9 protein-coding genes are annotated in these 13955 nt (G+C 61.2%); 6 read left to right on the top strand and 3 right to left on the bottom strand.

Annotated elements, in window-relative coordinates; genetic code table 11:
* Positions 1 to 41: 41 nt before the first annotated feature.
* The 5 genes from FDP25_RS06620 (at position 42) to FDP25_RS06600 (ending at position 7092) form a co-directional block, all read left to right on the top strand.
* Positions 42 to 1067 carry a c-type cytochrome gene (locus FDP25_RS06620; protein ID WP_246175784.1) on the top strand — a complete coding sequence of 342 codons (1026 nt, stop codon included), beginning with the start codon at positions 42 to 44 and terminating at the stop codon, positions 1065 to 1067.
* A gap of 169 nt (positions 1068 to 1236) precedes the next feature.
* Positions 1237 to 3180 carry an extracellular solute-binding protein gene (locus FDP25_RS06615; RefSeq protein WP_154150096.1) on the top strand — a complete coding sequence of 648 codons (1944 nt, stop codon included), beginning with the start codon at positions 1237 to 1239 and terminating at the stop codon, positions 3178 to 3180.
* Positions 3181 to 3187: 7 nt separating this feature from the next.
* Entirely contained in the window at positions 3188 to 4279 is a 1092-nt protein-coding gene (locus FDP25_RS06610; protein WP_154150095.1) for a microcin C ABC transporter permease YejB, read from the top strand.
* 117 nt (positions 4280 to 4396) lie between these two features.
* Positions 4397 to 5503: an ABC transporter permease gene (locus FDP25_RS06605; RefSeq protein ID WP_154150093.1), complete on the top strand. Its 1107-nt coding sequence runs from the start codon at positions 4397 to 4399 to the stop codon at positions 5501 to 5503.
* Complete coding sequence (locus FDP25_RS06600; RefSeq protein WP_154150091.1) at positions 5500 to 7092, top strand: ABC transporter ATP-binding protein; 1593 nt, start codon at positions 5500 to 5502, stop codon at positions 7090 to 7092. Before FDP25_RS06605 ends, FDP25_RS06600 begins: the two co-directional genes overlap by 4 nt.
* Positions 7093 to 7098: 6 nt before the next feature.
* Here the strand turns inward: FDP25_RS06600 and hemN are convergent, their stop codons facing one another.
* Complete coding sequence (hemN, locus tag FDP25_RS06595; protein ID WP_154150088.1) at positions 7099 to 8454, bottom strand: oxygen-independent coproporphyrinogen III oxidase; 1356 nt, start codon at positions 8452 to 8454, stop codon at positions 7099 to 7101.
* A 71-nt stretch (positions 8455 to 8525) separates the two neighbouring features.
* Here hemN and fnrL point away from each other — a divergent pair, with 71 nt between their 5' ends.
* On the top strand, positions 8526 to 9272 hold the full coding sequence (gene fnrL / locus FDP25_RS06590) for a transcriptional regulator FnrL (protein ID WP_154150086.1): 747 nt from the start codon (positions 8526 to 8528) through the stop codon (positions 9270 to 9272).
* Between the two features lie 235 nt (positions 9273 to 9507).
* Here fnrL and FDP25_RS06585 read toward each other — a convergent pair whose 3' ends face one another.
* Positions 9508 to 12615 (bottom strand): efflux RND transporter permease subunit, encoded by a 3108-nt coding sequence (locus tag FDP25_RS06585; RefSeq protein WP_154150084.1) that lies wholly within the window; start codon positions 12613 to 12615, stop codon positions 9508 to 9510.
* A 25-nt stretch (positions 12616 to 12640) separates the two neighbouring features.
* Positions 12641 to 13762, bottom strand: a complete 1122-nt coding sequence (locus tag FDP25_RS06580; RefSeq protein ID WP_154150082.1) for an efflux RND transporter periplasmic adaptor subunit — start codon at positions 13760 to 13762, stop codon at positions 12641 to 12643.
* Positions 13763 to 13955 lie beyond the last annotated feature (193 nt).

Genomic DNA, 13955 nt, shown 5'->3' with positions numbered 1-13955 from the left:
CGCGACGGAATTCAAATGGAAGCGGGCTCATGTTCGATACGATGACACTTACCAAGGTCGTTGGTGCCTTTTGTGGCGCCCTTCTGATCTTTCTGCTGGGCGGCTGGGCAGCCGAACTGATCTATCACACGGGTGGTGGGCACGGCGACGGCCATGAACAGGCGTATGTGATCGACACCGGCGAAGACGAAGGTGGCGAAGCTGAAGAAGATACCGGCCCCAGTTTTGAGGAGCTGTTCGTTGCTGCGGATGCTGGCAAGGGCGAACGCATCTTCAACAAATGCAAGGCCTGCCACAATCTCGAAAAGGGCGCCAATGCGACCGGTCCCTATCTTTATGGTGTTGTTGGTCGTGACGTCGATACCGCCGAGGGCTACAGCTATTCCGGCAGCCTTGAGAAGGTTGCCGATGTCTGGACCCCGCAGAATCTTCAGGCCTTTCTCGAAAACCCCGCAGGGTATGCGCCCGGAACGACGATGGGTTTTGCCGGTGTCAAGAAAATGGAGGATCGTGCAAACCTGATCGCCTTCCTCGATCAGACCGATGGCGACACCTATGAGATCGAAGTACCCGCCGCTGAAGAAGCACCGGCCGAGGAAGCAACCGACGCCGCGGAAATCGATCAGGCCGCACCCGAAGAGGCCGCAGATGATGCTGCATCTGAGGAGCCCGCCGCCGAAGAAGCCGCACCCGAAGAGGCTGCGATGGAAGATGCCGCTTCTGATGAAGCTGCGGGTGGTTTCGCTGATGTGGTGGCTGCCGCTGACCCCGCCGATGGCGAGAAAGTCTGGCGTCAGTGCCGTGCCTGTCACAAGCTTGAAGACGGCAAGAACGGCGTCGGCCCGCACCTCAATGGTGTAGTTGGCCGCGACATCGCTAGCGTTGATGGGTTCCGCTATTCCAGCTCCCTGCAAGACCTTGACGGTGCTTGGACGGCGGATGAACTGAACGCTTGGCTGGAAGATCCCAAGGCGTATGCGCCGGGTAATAAAATGAGCTTCCGCGGCCTGCGCAAGGAAGAAGACCGCGCCGCCGTGATCGCCTATATGCAGAGTGCCGCCGAATAATTCGGGGAACATCTGAATTCCAAGGCCGCCGCCCTTTTGGGCGGCGGTTTTTTTGCGCGGCAGGTTGCTGTGCCCTCTTTCGGTGCTTGAACACATCGGCCCACGTCCTTTAGCTTGCCAGTAATTGAAAAAGCGCCACATCTGGTATCGGCAGGAAAAGGAGACCCCAATGACCGCAGAGCGCCGCCGGGCCAAGGCCCGGGCGATGAAACGCACCGCCCCGCGTGTCGCAATCCTTGCTTTGCTTGGTCTGATGATTGCCGCCCTCTTGGCGCATGCGGCCTTGGCGCAGGACGACGACGGTATCATCCGCTCTCACGGGTATTCCTTTTACGGCGATCTGAGCTATCCAGCGGACTACGCGCATTTCAATTACGTGAACCCTGACGCCCCCAGGGGTGGTGAAATTTCGCTTTACGCACCGGGCACCTTCGATTCGATGAATCCCTATTCGCGCAAGGGCCGTGCCGGGCGGTATTCTTGGATGGTTTATGAAAGCCTGCTTGGTGAAATGCCCGCGGGTGGTGGCCCTGCGCCTGCCGACGCCTATGGTGAATCCTATGGGTTGCTGGCCGAAAGCCTTGAATACGACGAAGGCAAGACATGGGTGATCTTCCACATGCGCCCCGAGGCGCGCTTTTCCGATGGCACGCCCGTTACCGCGCATGACGTGGTCTTTTCCCATAACCTCTTTTTGGAGCAGGGCTTGCCGTCTTATGCCCAAGCGGTCAGCCGTCGGGTGACAGGGGCCGAGGCCCTGGATGATCACACCGTCAAGTTCACCTTCGCCGAAGGAATCTCGCGCCGGTCACTGATTGATCAGGTGGGCGGCACGCCGGTCTTTCCGCGCAAATGGTACGAGGACAACGACGCGCGCCTTGATGAGCCCCGACTTGAGGCCGCGCCCGGCTCGGGCCCCTACCAAGTGGAAAGCGTCGATGTGAACCGCCGGATCACGTACAAGCGCAACCCGGATTACTGGGGTTGGGATCTGCCGATCAACCAGGGCCGCCATAACTTTGACCGTATCCGTGTTGAATATTTCGCCGACGACAGCGCCGCCTTCGAGGCCTTCAAGGCCGGTGAATACACCTTCCGCTCCGAAGGTAATTCCAAGAAATGGGCCACCGGATATGACTTCCCGGCCGCAAACGCGGGCGATGTCAAAATCGAGGAACTGCCCGACGGCACCCCGCCCACGCCCACCGGGTTCGTATTCAACCTAGCACGCGACAAGTTCAAGGATGAGCGAGTGCGCGAGGCCGTTGCATTGGCCTATAACTTCGAATGGACCAACGAATCCCTGCAATACGGGCTGTTCAAGCAGCGCCACTCCTTCGTGCAGGATACCCCGCTTGAGGCGATGGGCCCTCCGGAAGGGGCCGAGCTTGAGTTCCTGAAATCGCTGGGCGACGTGATCCCGCCCGAGATGCTGACCGAACCCGCCGTGCGCGCCCATGAATCCCGCGCCTCGCGCCTCAATGACCGCCGCAACCTGCGCCGCGCCATGAAATTGCTGGACGAGGCGGGCTGGACCGTGGGGGACGATGGCATTCGCCGTAATGCCGAAGGCAAGGTCCTGAGTATCGATTTCCCGATCCCCTCGTCGGGGTCGGCGACGCTGGGCGCGGTGGTCGAAAGTTTCGTTGGCAATCTGCAACTCATGGGCATCGACGCGCGCTATGAAAAGGTGGACCCGTCGCAATACACCCTGCGCAGCCGCGACCGCGACTATGACATTGTCTTTGACAACTATGTCGCCTTCCTCGGAACCGGCACCGGCCTGCTGCAACGTTACGGCTCTTCCGAGGCGGCCTTCAGCCTGTTTAACCCCGCCGGTCTGGCCAGCCCCATGGTGGATGCCATCATCAACGCCTCGCTCAACGCCGAAACCCGCGAAGAAGAGAACGTGGCCCTGATGGCCCTGGATCGCGCCCTGCGCCATGAACGCTTCATGGTGCCCGTGTGGTACAACGACAGCTACTGGGTGGCCTATTGGGATATGTACGAACACCCCGAAACCCTGCCGCCCTATGCCTTGGGGGTGCTGGATTTCTGGTGGTACAATGCCGACAAGGCCGAGGCGCTCAAAGCCTCCGGCGCGCTGAGGTAACCCGCCGATGGGCGCCTATATCCTGCGCAGGCTGCTGCTGATCATTCCCACGTTGCTGGGGATCATGGTGATCAATTTCGTTCTGGTCCAATTCGTGCCCGGCGGCCCGGTGGAGCAGGTGATCGCCAACATGCAGGGCCAGGGCGATGTGTTCGAGGGTTTCGCAGGCTCGGGCAACGACGCGGGTCAGGACATGACGGGCGGCGGCGATAACGAGCAATACGTCGGCGCCCGGGGCCTTCCGCCCGAATTGATCGCCGAACTGGAGGAACAATTCGGCCTCGACAAACCGCCGCTCGAACGGTTCTTCAACATGATGTGGAACTACATGCGGTTCGACTTCGGCGAGAGTTATTTCCGCAAGATCGACGTGTTGGACCTCGTGCTTGAGAAAATGCCGGTCAGTATCACGCTGGGTCTCTGGTCTACCCTGATTGCCTATCTCATCTCGATCCCGCTTGGCATTCGCAAGGCTGTCTATGATGGCAGTTCCTTCGATACATGGACCAGCGGGATCATCATCGTGGCCTACGCCATTCCCGCGTTTCTGTTCGCCATCATGCTTCTGGTGCTGTTTGCGGGGGGAACCTATTTCTCGGTCTTCCCGCTCAGGGGGCTGACCTCGGACAACTGGGAGCAGCTCAGCCTTGTGGGCAAGGTGCTTGATTACTTCTGGCACATCGCTTTGCCGGTGCTGGCCTCGACCATCGCGGCCTTTGCAACGCTGACGCTGCTGACCAAGAACTCGTTTCTCGACGAGATCAAGAAACACTATGTCATGACGGCCCGCGCCAAGGGCCTGAGCGAAAGCCGCGTGCTGTATGGCCATATCTTCCGGAACGCGATGCTGATCGTGATCGCGGGCTTTCCAGCGGTGTTCATTGGCGTCTTCTTCGGCGGGTCGGTCCTGATCGAGACGATCTTTTCGCTTGATGGTCTGGGGCGGCTTGGCTTCGAGGCTGCCGTGGGGCGGGATTATCCGGTGATGTTCGGCACGCTGTTCCTGTTTGGGTTGATCGGCCTGCTGGTCAATATCCTGTCGGACCTGATGTATGTGCTGGTCGATCCGCGGATCGATTTCGAGAAGCGGGAGGGCTGACGCGATGCATGTGGCCCTGAATTGCAAACTCAGGCAGGGGGCGCTGCCCCCGTCCCGGAGTAAATCCGGGACTCCCCCGGAGTATTTTGGGAAAGATGAAGGGCAGGGGGCCGTATCATGAGCCTGTCGCCCCTCAATCAACGCCGTTGGCGGAATTTCAAACGCAACAAGCGCGCCTTTTGGTCCCTGATCCTCTTTTCGGTGATCTTCGTGATTACGCTGTTTGCCGAATTCGTGGCGAACGACAAACCGATCCTCGTCAACTATCGCGGGGATTTTTATACGCCGATCTTCAATTTCTACCCGGAAACCCAGTTCGGCGGCGATTTCGAGACCGAGGCGATTTATCGCGACCCCGAGGTGCAATGCCTGATCACATCGGGCGGCTTGGACATCTGTTTCGACGACCCCGAGGGGGTGATCGAAGATGCGCAGGATGGCGTGGTCGAGGGGGAGGAAATTGCCAAGGGCTGGATGGTCTGGCCGCCCATCCCCTACAGCTATGACACCTCGGTTGACCGACCGGGCGCAGCCCCCTTGCCGCCGAATGAGCAAAACTGGCTGGGCACGGACGACACCAAGCGCGATGTGCTGGCGCGGGTGATCTATGGCTTCCGCCTGTCGGTGATGTTCACGCTGATCGTTACCGCGCTATCCTCGATCATCGGCATCTTTGCCGGGGCCATTCAGGGCTATTTCGGAGGGTGGCTTGACCTGATCTTCCAGAGGGTCATCGAAATTTGGGCCTCGACCCCACAGATTTACGTGATCATCATCCTTTTCGCGATCCTGCCGCGGAGTTTCTGGCTTTTGGTGGTGATTACCGTGCTCTTTGGCTGGATGGCGCTTGTGGGCGTTGTGCGGGCCGAGTTCCTGCGGGCGCGTAACCTAGAGTATGTCCGGGCGGCCAAGGCGCTTGGCGTGTCGAACCTGACCATCATGTTCCGGCACATGCTGCCGAATGCCATGGTGGCCACGCTGACCATGCTGCCCTTCGTCATCACCGGCACGATCTCGCTTCTGGCGGGGCTGGATTTCCTCGGTTTCGGCCTGCCGTCCTCAGCCCCGTCGCTTGGTGAATTGACGCTTCAGGCCAAGCAGAACCTTCAGGCCCCGTGGCTGGCCTTCACCGCCTTTTTCGCCTTCGCCATCATGTTGTCGCTGCTGGTCTTCATCTTCGAGGGCGTGCGCGATGCCTTTGACCCCAGAAAGACCTTTGAATGAGCCTGTTGTGTGTTGAAAACCTGAAGGTCAGCTTCAAGCAGGACGGGGCAATCATCCCGGCGGTGCATGGCGTGTCCTTTACCGTGGACCGCGGCGAAACCGTGGCCTTGGTGGGCGAATCCGGGTCGGGGAAGTCGGTCACGGCACTATCCACGGTGTCGCTTCTGGGGCCGTCGGCGCAGGTCGAGGGCAGCGTCACCTACGACGGTCAGGAGATGATCGGCGCACCGGGCAAGCGTCTGCGGCAAGTGCGCGGCAACGACATCAGCTTTATTTTCCAGGAGCCGATGACATCGCTCAACCCGCTGCACACGATCGAAAAGCAGGTCGGCGAAAGCCTTGCCCTGCACCAGGGCCTGATCGATGAGGCCGCCCGGACACGCATCATCGAATTGCTGGACCGTGTCGGTATCCATGACCCCGAAAGCCGCCTCGGCGCCTATCCGCACCAATTGTCAGGCGGGCAGAGGCAACGCGTGATGATCGCCATGGCACTGGCCAACAAGCCCGACATCCTGATCGCGGATGAACCCACCACGGCGCTTGATGTGACCATTCAGGCGCAAATCCTTGATCTACTGGCTGAACTGAAGCGCGAGGAAGGGATGGGCCTTTTGTTTATCACCCATGACCTCAACGTGGTGCAGCGGATCGCCGATAAGGTCTGTGTGATGAAGGATGGCGAGATCGTGGAAAGCGGCCCAACGGCGGAAATTTTCGCCAACCCGCAACACGCCTACACCCGCAAACTGTTGAACGCGTTGCCATCCGGCGCGCCCGATCCCGTGCCCGCCGATGCCCGGCCGCTTGTCGAAACCGAGAAGTTGCGCGTCTGGTTCCCGATCCAGAAAGGCTTCATGCGGAAAACCGTGGGCCATGTGAAGGCTGTCAATGAGGCCACGATTAGCGTCCGTGCAGGGGAAACCCTTGGTATCGTGGGCGAATCCGGCTCGGGCAAGACCACTTTGGCACTGGCCATCATGCGCCTGATCCAATCCGAGGGCGGCATCACCTTTGACGGCGAAGACGTGAACGCGTGGTCTACCCGGAAACTCCGCCGCCGTCGTGCGCAGATGCAGATCGTCTTTCAGGATCCGTTCGGAAGCCTCAGCCCGCGGATGACCTGTGAACAGATCATCGCCGAGGGCTTGGGTGTCCATGGCAACCCCGGTGGCCGGGCCGAACGCGATCTGGTGGCCGAGGTCATGGAGGAGGTCGACCTCAATCCCGCTACTATGGATCGCTACCCGCATGAGTTTTCCGGCGGGCAGCGACAGCGTATCGCCATCGCCCGCGCCATGATTCTGCGGCCCAAGATGGTGGTTCTGGACGAGCCCACCTCGGCCCTGGATATGACCGTGCAGGTGCAGATCGTCGATCTGCTGCGGCGGTTACAGGTGAAATACGGGCTGGCCTATCTGTTCATCTCACACGATCTGGCCGTGGTCCGTGCCATGAGCCATCGCGTGGTGGTGATGAAACAGGGCGACATCGTTGAATATGCCGATGCCGAAACCCTGTTCGAGACACCACAGACCGAATATGCGCGAAACCTGCTTCAGGCCGCGTTTGACCTGAAACCGGCCTGAACGCCCTTAGATCGCCGAACTGTGGCCAGCCTTGCTGAGCTCATAGGCGTCGAAGCTGCGGGCGATCATCCGGGTCAGGGGGCGCGCCTCAGGCGGCACGAAGAGCCCCGTCTGATCGACCTGCAACAAACCGGGAAACTCTGACGCGACCCGATCCAGCATCTGGCGCAGGGCGGTGGGTGTGATGTCGAATGTCTCGGTGATCTCGCGGGAATCGATTCGGAATTCGCACATCAATTGTTCGATCATGCGGCTGCGCATCCGGTCGTCATCGCTGAAGACGTGCCCGCGGGTGGTTGAAAACCGCCCCTCGCGAATCGCTGCTGTATGAGCGCCCGTGGCCGGGGCGTTCTGGGCATAGCCCTGTGGAAACCGCGAGATTGAGGAAGCCCCGACACCAATCAGCGCCTCGGCGGTGTCATCGGTGTAGCCTTGGAAGTTCCGGCGCAGTTTGCCGGATTTCTGGGCGATGGTCAGGCTGTCGTCTTGTGTGGCGAAGTGGTCGATCCCGATCTCAGCGTAGTTGTCCCAGAGGAACAGTTTGCGGGCGGTTTCGAAAAGGTCCAGCCGCTCTTCGGGGGTGGGGAGTGCATCCGAAGGCAGCAATTGCTGCCGCTTGGCCATCCACGGCACATGTGCATATCCATAGAGCGCCACCCGGTCGGGATTGAGCGACAAAAGCTTCTGCACGCTTTCGGTAATGCGCGCCTTGGTCTGATGTGGCAGGCCGTAAAGGATATCGGCATTCAGGCTGTGCACACCCCGGGCGCGAATCTCTTCGGCGGCCCAACGGGTGATGTCGTAGCCCTGCAAACGCCCGATACTTTGTTGAATTTCCTCGTTGAAATCCTGCACGCCGATCGAGGCGCGGTTCATCCCCGCCGCGGCCAGGGCATCCAGGCGTGCGCCATCGATCTCATTGGGGTCGATCTCGACCGAGAACTCGGTGTCCGAATCAAACGGGGCCGCTTCTTTTATGGCACCAACCAGTTCTTCCATCATGCCCGGTTGCAGCAGGGTTGGCGTTCCGCCGCCCCAATGCAGGCGCGACAGGGTCACGCCTTTGGGCAGATGTTGGCCCAACATGCCAAGTTCGGTCTTCAGCGTCTCCAGGTAGGCTTCGACGGGTTTGTCGCTCTTGGTGCCTTGGGTACGGCAGGCACAGAACCAGCAGAGCCGCCGACAGAAAGGCACATGCACATAGAGCGAGACTCGCGCCCCTTCCGGGATCGCCTCGATCCAGTTAACGAAATCACCCGCGTCGATATCGCGGGTGAAGTGGGGGGCGGTGGGGTAGCTGGTGTATCTAGGAACCTTTGCGTCAAAGAGACCCAACTTGCCCAGTTGTGCTTTCGTAATCATGTGCGTACCGTTATATGGCGTGACGAGTGACATCCTTGATGCAGATCAAAACAATGGAATCGTGATCCGCCATGCTCGACGAAGAGACCCAAGCCGTCCCGCGCGATTGCGGTGATTGCCCCATCCGGCACCGTGCCGTCTGTGCCCGTTGCGAAGCGGATGAGTTGGAATTGCTTGATCACATCAAGTATTACCGCAGCTTCGAGGCCGGTCAGACGGTGATCTGGGCCGGGGACAAGATGGATTTCGTGGGCTCGGTCGTGTCGGGGATCGCCACGCTGACACAGACCATGGAAGATGGACGCACGCAAATGGTGGGCCTGTTGTTGCCCAGTGACTTCGTAGGCCGCCCGGGCCGGGACGAAGCCGCCTACGACGTGATTGCCACTAGCGATATGGTCATGTGCTGCTTCCGCAAGAAACCCTTCGAGGAGCTGATGAGCCGCACACCGCATATCGCGCAGCGCCTGTTGGAAATGACGCTGGACGAGCTGGATGCCGCGCGCGAATGGATGCTGGTCCTTGGCCGCAAGACCGCCCGTGAAAAGATCGCTTCGCTCTTGTCGATCATCGCGCGGCGCGATGCGGCGCTCAAGCTGAGCAAGCCTACGGGGTCGATGGTGTTCGACCTGCCGCTGACCCGCGAAGCGATGGCCGATTACCTTGGTCTGACGCTGGAAACCGTCAGCCGGCAGATTTCGGCGCTGAAGAAGGATGGGGTGATCCATCTTGAGGGCAAGCGCCACATCACCGTGCCGGATTTCGAACGGCTTCTGGATGAGGCGGGCGATGACAGCGACGGTGGGATGCTGGCCTGAGGCCCGGATCAGGGCGAATCGACAATAAGCCATTGGTTAATAACAAGAAACCCGATCTGCATCGCATCGGTAATACGTCGGTATGACGTCGGTATTTTTCCCCGACATCCCCGAAATTATCAGGGCGCGCGGTGTAAAACGTACGAAACGTACGTGCGTTTCGTACGCTCCTGCGCACCCAGTTCCAAGCGGTGAAACCCGGCTGACAGGTGGCCCCCATGGGGCCACCGTTGCCTTAGCGCGTGTCGCCGGATGCCCGGCGGAAAAGCCGCGTGACGATCACGAAGAACAGCGGCACGAAGACCACGCCCAGCACCGTCGCCGAGATCGTCCCACCAAGCACGCCCGAGCCGATGGCATTTCGCCCACCAGAGCCCGCGCCGGAACTCAGCACCAGCGGCAGCACCCCCAGGGAGAAGGCCATCGAGGTCATGATGATGGGCCGGAACCTTTGCTGTGCGGCGGTGGCGACGGCCTCGATCACACGTTCCCCGGCCTCATACCTGTCACGGGCGAATTCGACGATCAGGATGGCGTTCTTGCCGGTCAGGCCGATCACGGTCAGCAGGCCGACCTGAAAGAACACGCCGTTCTCGAATCCACCCAGCCAAGCCCCGGTTAGCGCGCCGACAACACCAATCGGCATGGCCAGCATGACCGCAAAGGGAATGTTCCAGCTTTCGTAAAGCGCGGCCAGAGACAGGAAGACAGCGGCAAGCGACAGCGCATAGAGAAGCGGTGCCTGACTGCCGGATTGGCGCTCTTCCAGGGACAGGCCGGTCCAGGCCACGTTATAGCCCTCACCCAGTTGCGAAACGAGGCGTTCGACCTCGGCCATGGCCTCGCCGGTGGTCACGCCCGGGGTCGGGGAACCCTGAATCTGGATCGAGGGGACGCCGTTATACCGATACAGGCCCTGTGCGCCATAATCCCATTGCCCCTCGGCAAAGTTCGAAAAGGGCACCAACCCGCCACTGGCATTGCGCACGCGCCATTTGTCGATGTCCGACGGGGTCGCGCGGGCACCGGGTTCCCCCTGCACATAGACGCGTTTGATACGGCCCTGATCAATGAAGTCGTTAACGTATGTCCCGGCCCAGGCCACCTGCAAAAGCTGGCCGACATCTGTGGGCGTCAGGCCCATTGCCCCGGCCTTGCGCCAGTCGATCTTGAGGTTGAACTGTGCCGCGTCTTCCAACCCGCTTGGCCGGACCGAGGTGATCTGGTCGCTCTGCGCGGCCATGCCCAGAAGCTGATTGCGCGCCGCGACCAGTTCCGAGTGGCTTTGGCCTTCGCGGGCTTGCAGGTAGAAATCAAAGCCCGAAACATTGCCCAGTTCGATCACCGAGGGCGGCACGATCGGAAAGACCATCGCATCCTTGATCTGGCTGAAGGCGCCAAAGGCCCGCCCGGCCAGCGCCTGCACGCTTTGTTGCGGGGCCGGGCGATCCTTCCAGTCCTTGAGCTGCACAAAGGCCAGCCCCATGTTCTGGCCCTGTCCCGCGAAACTGAAGCCGACGACGCCGAAGGCGGATTCGACCACATCGCCTTCCTGTTCAAGGTAGTAGTCCTCGACCTGTTTGACGACTTCGAGGGTGCGTTCCGCCGTCGCCCCCGTGGGCGTTTGGATCAGGGTGAATAGAATGCCCTGATCCTCTTCGGGCAAGAACCCGGTAGGGGTGCGCGCGAACATGAACACCATGGCCCCGGCCAAGGCCAGATAAAGAACCGCCACACGGAAGGGGCGGCGAACCGACCAGCGCACGGTGCCGGTGTAGCCATTGGTCAGGCCCTGAAAGGCGTTGTTGAACCACGCGACCGGGCCGCGCTTTGCCGGTTCCTTGCCGTGTTTCAACAACGATGCACACAGCGCCGGTGTCAGGGTCAGTGCCACCACCACCGACAGCGCCATGGCCGAAACGATGGTGATCGCGAACTGCTGGTAGATCACGCCGGTCGAGCCGGGGAAAAAGGCCATCGGTACGAAAACCGCCGACAGCACCATGGCGATGCCGATCAGTGCGCCGGTGATCTGCCCCATGGATTTATGGGTGGCCTCGCGTGGGGAAAGCCCCTCTTCCTCCATGATCCGTTCGACGTTTTCGACCACGACGATGGCGTCATCCACCAGCAGGCCGATGGCCAGCACCATGGCCAGCATGGTCAGGGTGTTGATGGTGAACCCCGCCACAGCCAGCACACCGAAGGTGCCCAGCAACACGACCGGCACCGCCAACGTCGGAATCAACGTGGCACGCAGGTTTTGCAGGAACAGCAGCATGACAAGGAACACCAGCCCGATGGCCTCGAACAGGGTTTTCACCACTTCCTCGATCGAAATCTCGATAAAGGGGGTCGTGTCATAGGGAATCACATAGTCCACGCCTTCGGGGAAGAACTGTGCAAACTCCTCCATCCGGTCCTTGACGGCGCGCGCCGTATCAAGGGCGTTCGCACCGGGGGCGAGGCTGATTGCCATGCCCGAGGCCGGATCCTTGTTGAAGCGCGCGATGGTCGCGTAATTCTCGGCCCCGATCTCGATCCGGGCGACATCCTCCAGCAGGACAAGCCCGCCATCGGTTTCGGCCCGCAGCACGATCTGCCGGAAATCCTCGGGGGTGCTCAGCAGCGATTGCGCGACGATAGTGGCGTTGAGTTGCTGGCCCTCGACCGTCGGGCGCGACCCGAAGGCCCCTGCCGAGATTTGCGCATTCTGGGCCGAAACGGCCGCCACCACGTCCGAGGGCGTCAATTCGAACGCCGACAGCTTGGCGGGGTCCAGCCAGATGCGCATGGCGTATTGCGCACCGAAGACATTGACCGATCCGACCCCTTCGATGCGGCTTAGCTCATCGACGAGGTTGGTTTCCATGTAATCGGCAAGGTCCACCTGTTCGAGGCTGCCATCGGTCGAGATGAGGCCGACAACCAGCAGGAAGCCAGCCGAGGATTTCTCGACGGTGATCCCCTGCCGCTGCACGGTTTCAGGCAGCAACGGCGACGCGCGGCTAAGCTTGTTTTGCACCTGCACCTGCGCGATGTCCGGGTCGGTGCCCGTTTCGAAGGTCAGGGTGATCTCGGTGCGCCCGGCGGAAGTGGACTGTGACGAGAAATAGCGCAGACCGTCCAGCCCGGTCATCTGCTGTTCGATGACCTGCGTCACGGTATTGGCCACGGTTTCGGCGGAGGCGCCGGGGTAGGTGGCCGAAATTGTGACCGACGGCGGCGCGATCTGTGGGTACTGGGCAATCGGCAGGATGCGGATTGCCAGCACCCCGATGCCCATGATCAGGATGGAAATGACCCAGGCAAAAACCGGGCGGTCGATGAAAAAACGTGCCATCTTAGGATGCTCCCGTCCCGGTCGGTTACTCTGGTTGCGCTTGCGGTTCGGCGTTGACCGTGGCCCCCGGCGCGGTTTTCTGGAACCCTGCGACGATCAGGCGGTCGCCCGGTGCAAGGCCGTCGTTCACCACCCAGTCGCTGCCGCGGTCCTGAAGGATCGACAGGGCGCGCTCCTCGACCACGCCATCGCCGTTCACCACCCATGCGGTGGGGCGGCCCCGCCGGTCGCGCACAACACTTTGCTGTGGGACCAGAAAGACACCGGTCGCCACATCGACCGGCATTTCGACCTGCACATACATCCCCGGAAGCAACAGCAGATCGGGGTTGTCGAACTGCATCCGCAGGGTGACCACCCCGGTTTGCGGGTCGACCTGCGGTTCGGCGGCCTGAAGGCGCCCGGTGTGGGCATAATCCGACCCGTCCGCCAGCGTCAGGCGCACCGTGCCATCGGCCCCGGCCAGGTCCTCTTCGGTGTCGCCGCGCCGCCAGCGCAGCAGGTCGGCGGCGGATTGGGTGACATCGACATAGACCTGGTCGATCTTGCGGATGACGGCCAGCGGAGCGGCCTGACTGGCGGTGACCAATTCGCCCTGGCTGCTTTGCGACAGGCCGATCCGACCGGACAAGCGCGCCCGGATGGTGGTGTGCGACAGCTCGATCTCGGCCGAATTCAACTGTGCCTTGGCCAGTTCGACAGCGGCGGTGGCCGTGTCGCGGGCGGCGGAGGCCTCATCCAGCGCCTGTTCGCTGGCCACGTTGCGGGCCTGAAGCTCCTGCAAGCGCTTGGCCTCGCGTTCGGCGGCGCGAAGCTGTGCTTCGGCCTGCGCGACGCTGGCGCGGGCCTGCTGGACCGCGGCCTCGTAACTGGCGGCGTCGATCTTGTAGAGCGGGTCGTTCACACTGACCTGCGCGCCCTCCTCGAAAAGCCGCTCGGTGATGATCCCGTTGACCTGCGGGCGCACCTCGGCCTGCGCCGAGGCGGCAACGCGCCCCGGCAGGGTCGAGGTAAGGGTGACATCCTGCGGCGTGGCCTCGATGACCGTCACGCTGGCCGGTTGCCCGCCTTGTTGCGCAAGGGCCGGGGACATAACGCCGATCACACTGAGGGCGGCAAAGACGGTTGTACGGAGGGGGAACAGCATGGGTGGCCTTTCTCGCGAAGTATGACGCTGAAAAATGGTCGGTGCGTCAGAATCCCGGATTGGCCCTAGTAAGATAGAAAGGCGGCCTGAAAGACAAGGTGAGTGGCAGGGTAATCTTAAATATTACACTGCTGTTTTCCGTAACGTCAGGCCCGCGGAGGTTATGCATGGTGCCTTTATGAAACAGGCGCGC

Source organism: Roseovarius bejariae (assembly GCF_009669325.1).
GTDB classification, from domain to species: Bacteria; Pseudomonadota; Alphaproteobacteria; order Rhodobacterales; family Rhodobacteraceae; genus Roseovarius; species Roseovarius bejariae.
The sequence above is the reverse complement of the archived record's forward strand: the minus strand, read 5'-3'. Positions and strand labels throughout refer to the sequence as shown.

Coding starts and splice junctions, on each gene's coding strand:
- FDP25_RS06605 (WP_154150093.1), top strand. CDS start 4,397: ATGAGCCTGTCGCCCCTCAATCAACGCCGTTGGCGGAATTTCAAACGC.
- FDP25_RS06610 (WP_154150095.1), top strand. CDS start 3,188: ATGGGCGCCTATATCCTGCGCAGGCTGCTGCTGATCATTCCCACGTTG.
- fnrL (WP_154150086.1), top strand. CDS start 8,526: ATGCTCGACGAAGAGACCCAAGCCGTCCCGCGCGATTGCGGTGATTGC.
- FDP25_RS06600 (WP_154150091.1), top strand. CDS start 5,500: ATGAGCCTGTTGTGTGTTGAAAACCTGAAGGTCAGCTTCAAGCAGGAC.
- FDP25_RS06585 (WP_154150084.1), bottom strand. CDS start 12,615: ATGGCACGTTTTTTCATCGACCGCCCGGTTTTTGCCTGGGTCATTTCC.
- FDP25_RS06615 (WP_154150096.1), top strand. CDS start 1,237: ATGACCGCAGAGCGCCGCCGGGCCAAGGCCCGGGCGATGAAACGCACC.
- FDP25_RS06620 (WP_246175784.1), top strand. CDS start 42: ATGACACTTACCAAGGTCGTTGGTGCCTTTTGTGGCGCCCTTCTGATC.
- hemN (WP_154150088.1), bottom strand. CDS start 8,454: ATGATTACGAAAGCACAACTGGGCAAGTTGGGTCTCTTTGACGCAAAG.
- FDP25_RS06580 (WP_154150082.1), bottom strand. CDS start 13,762: ATGCTGTTCCCCCTCCGTACAACCGTCTTTGCCGCCCTCAGTGTGATC.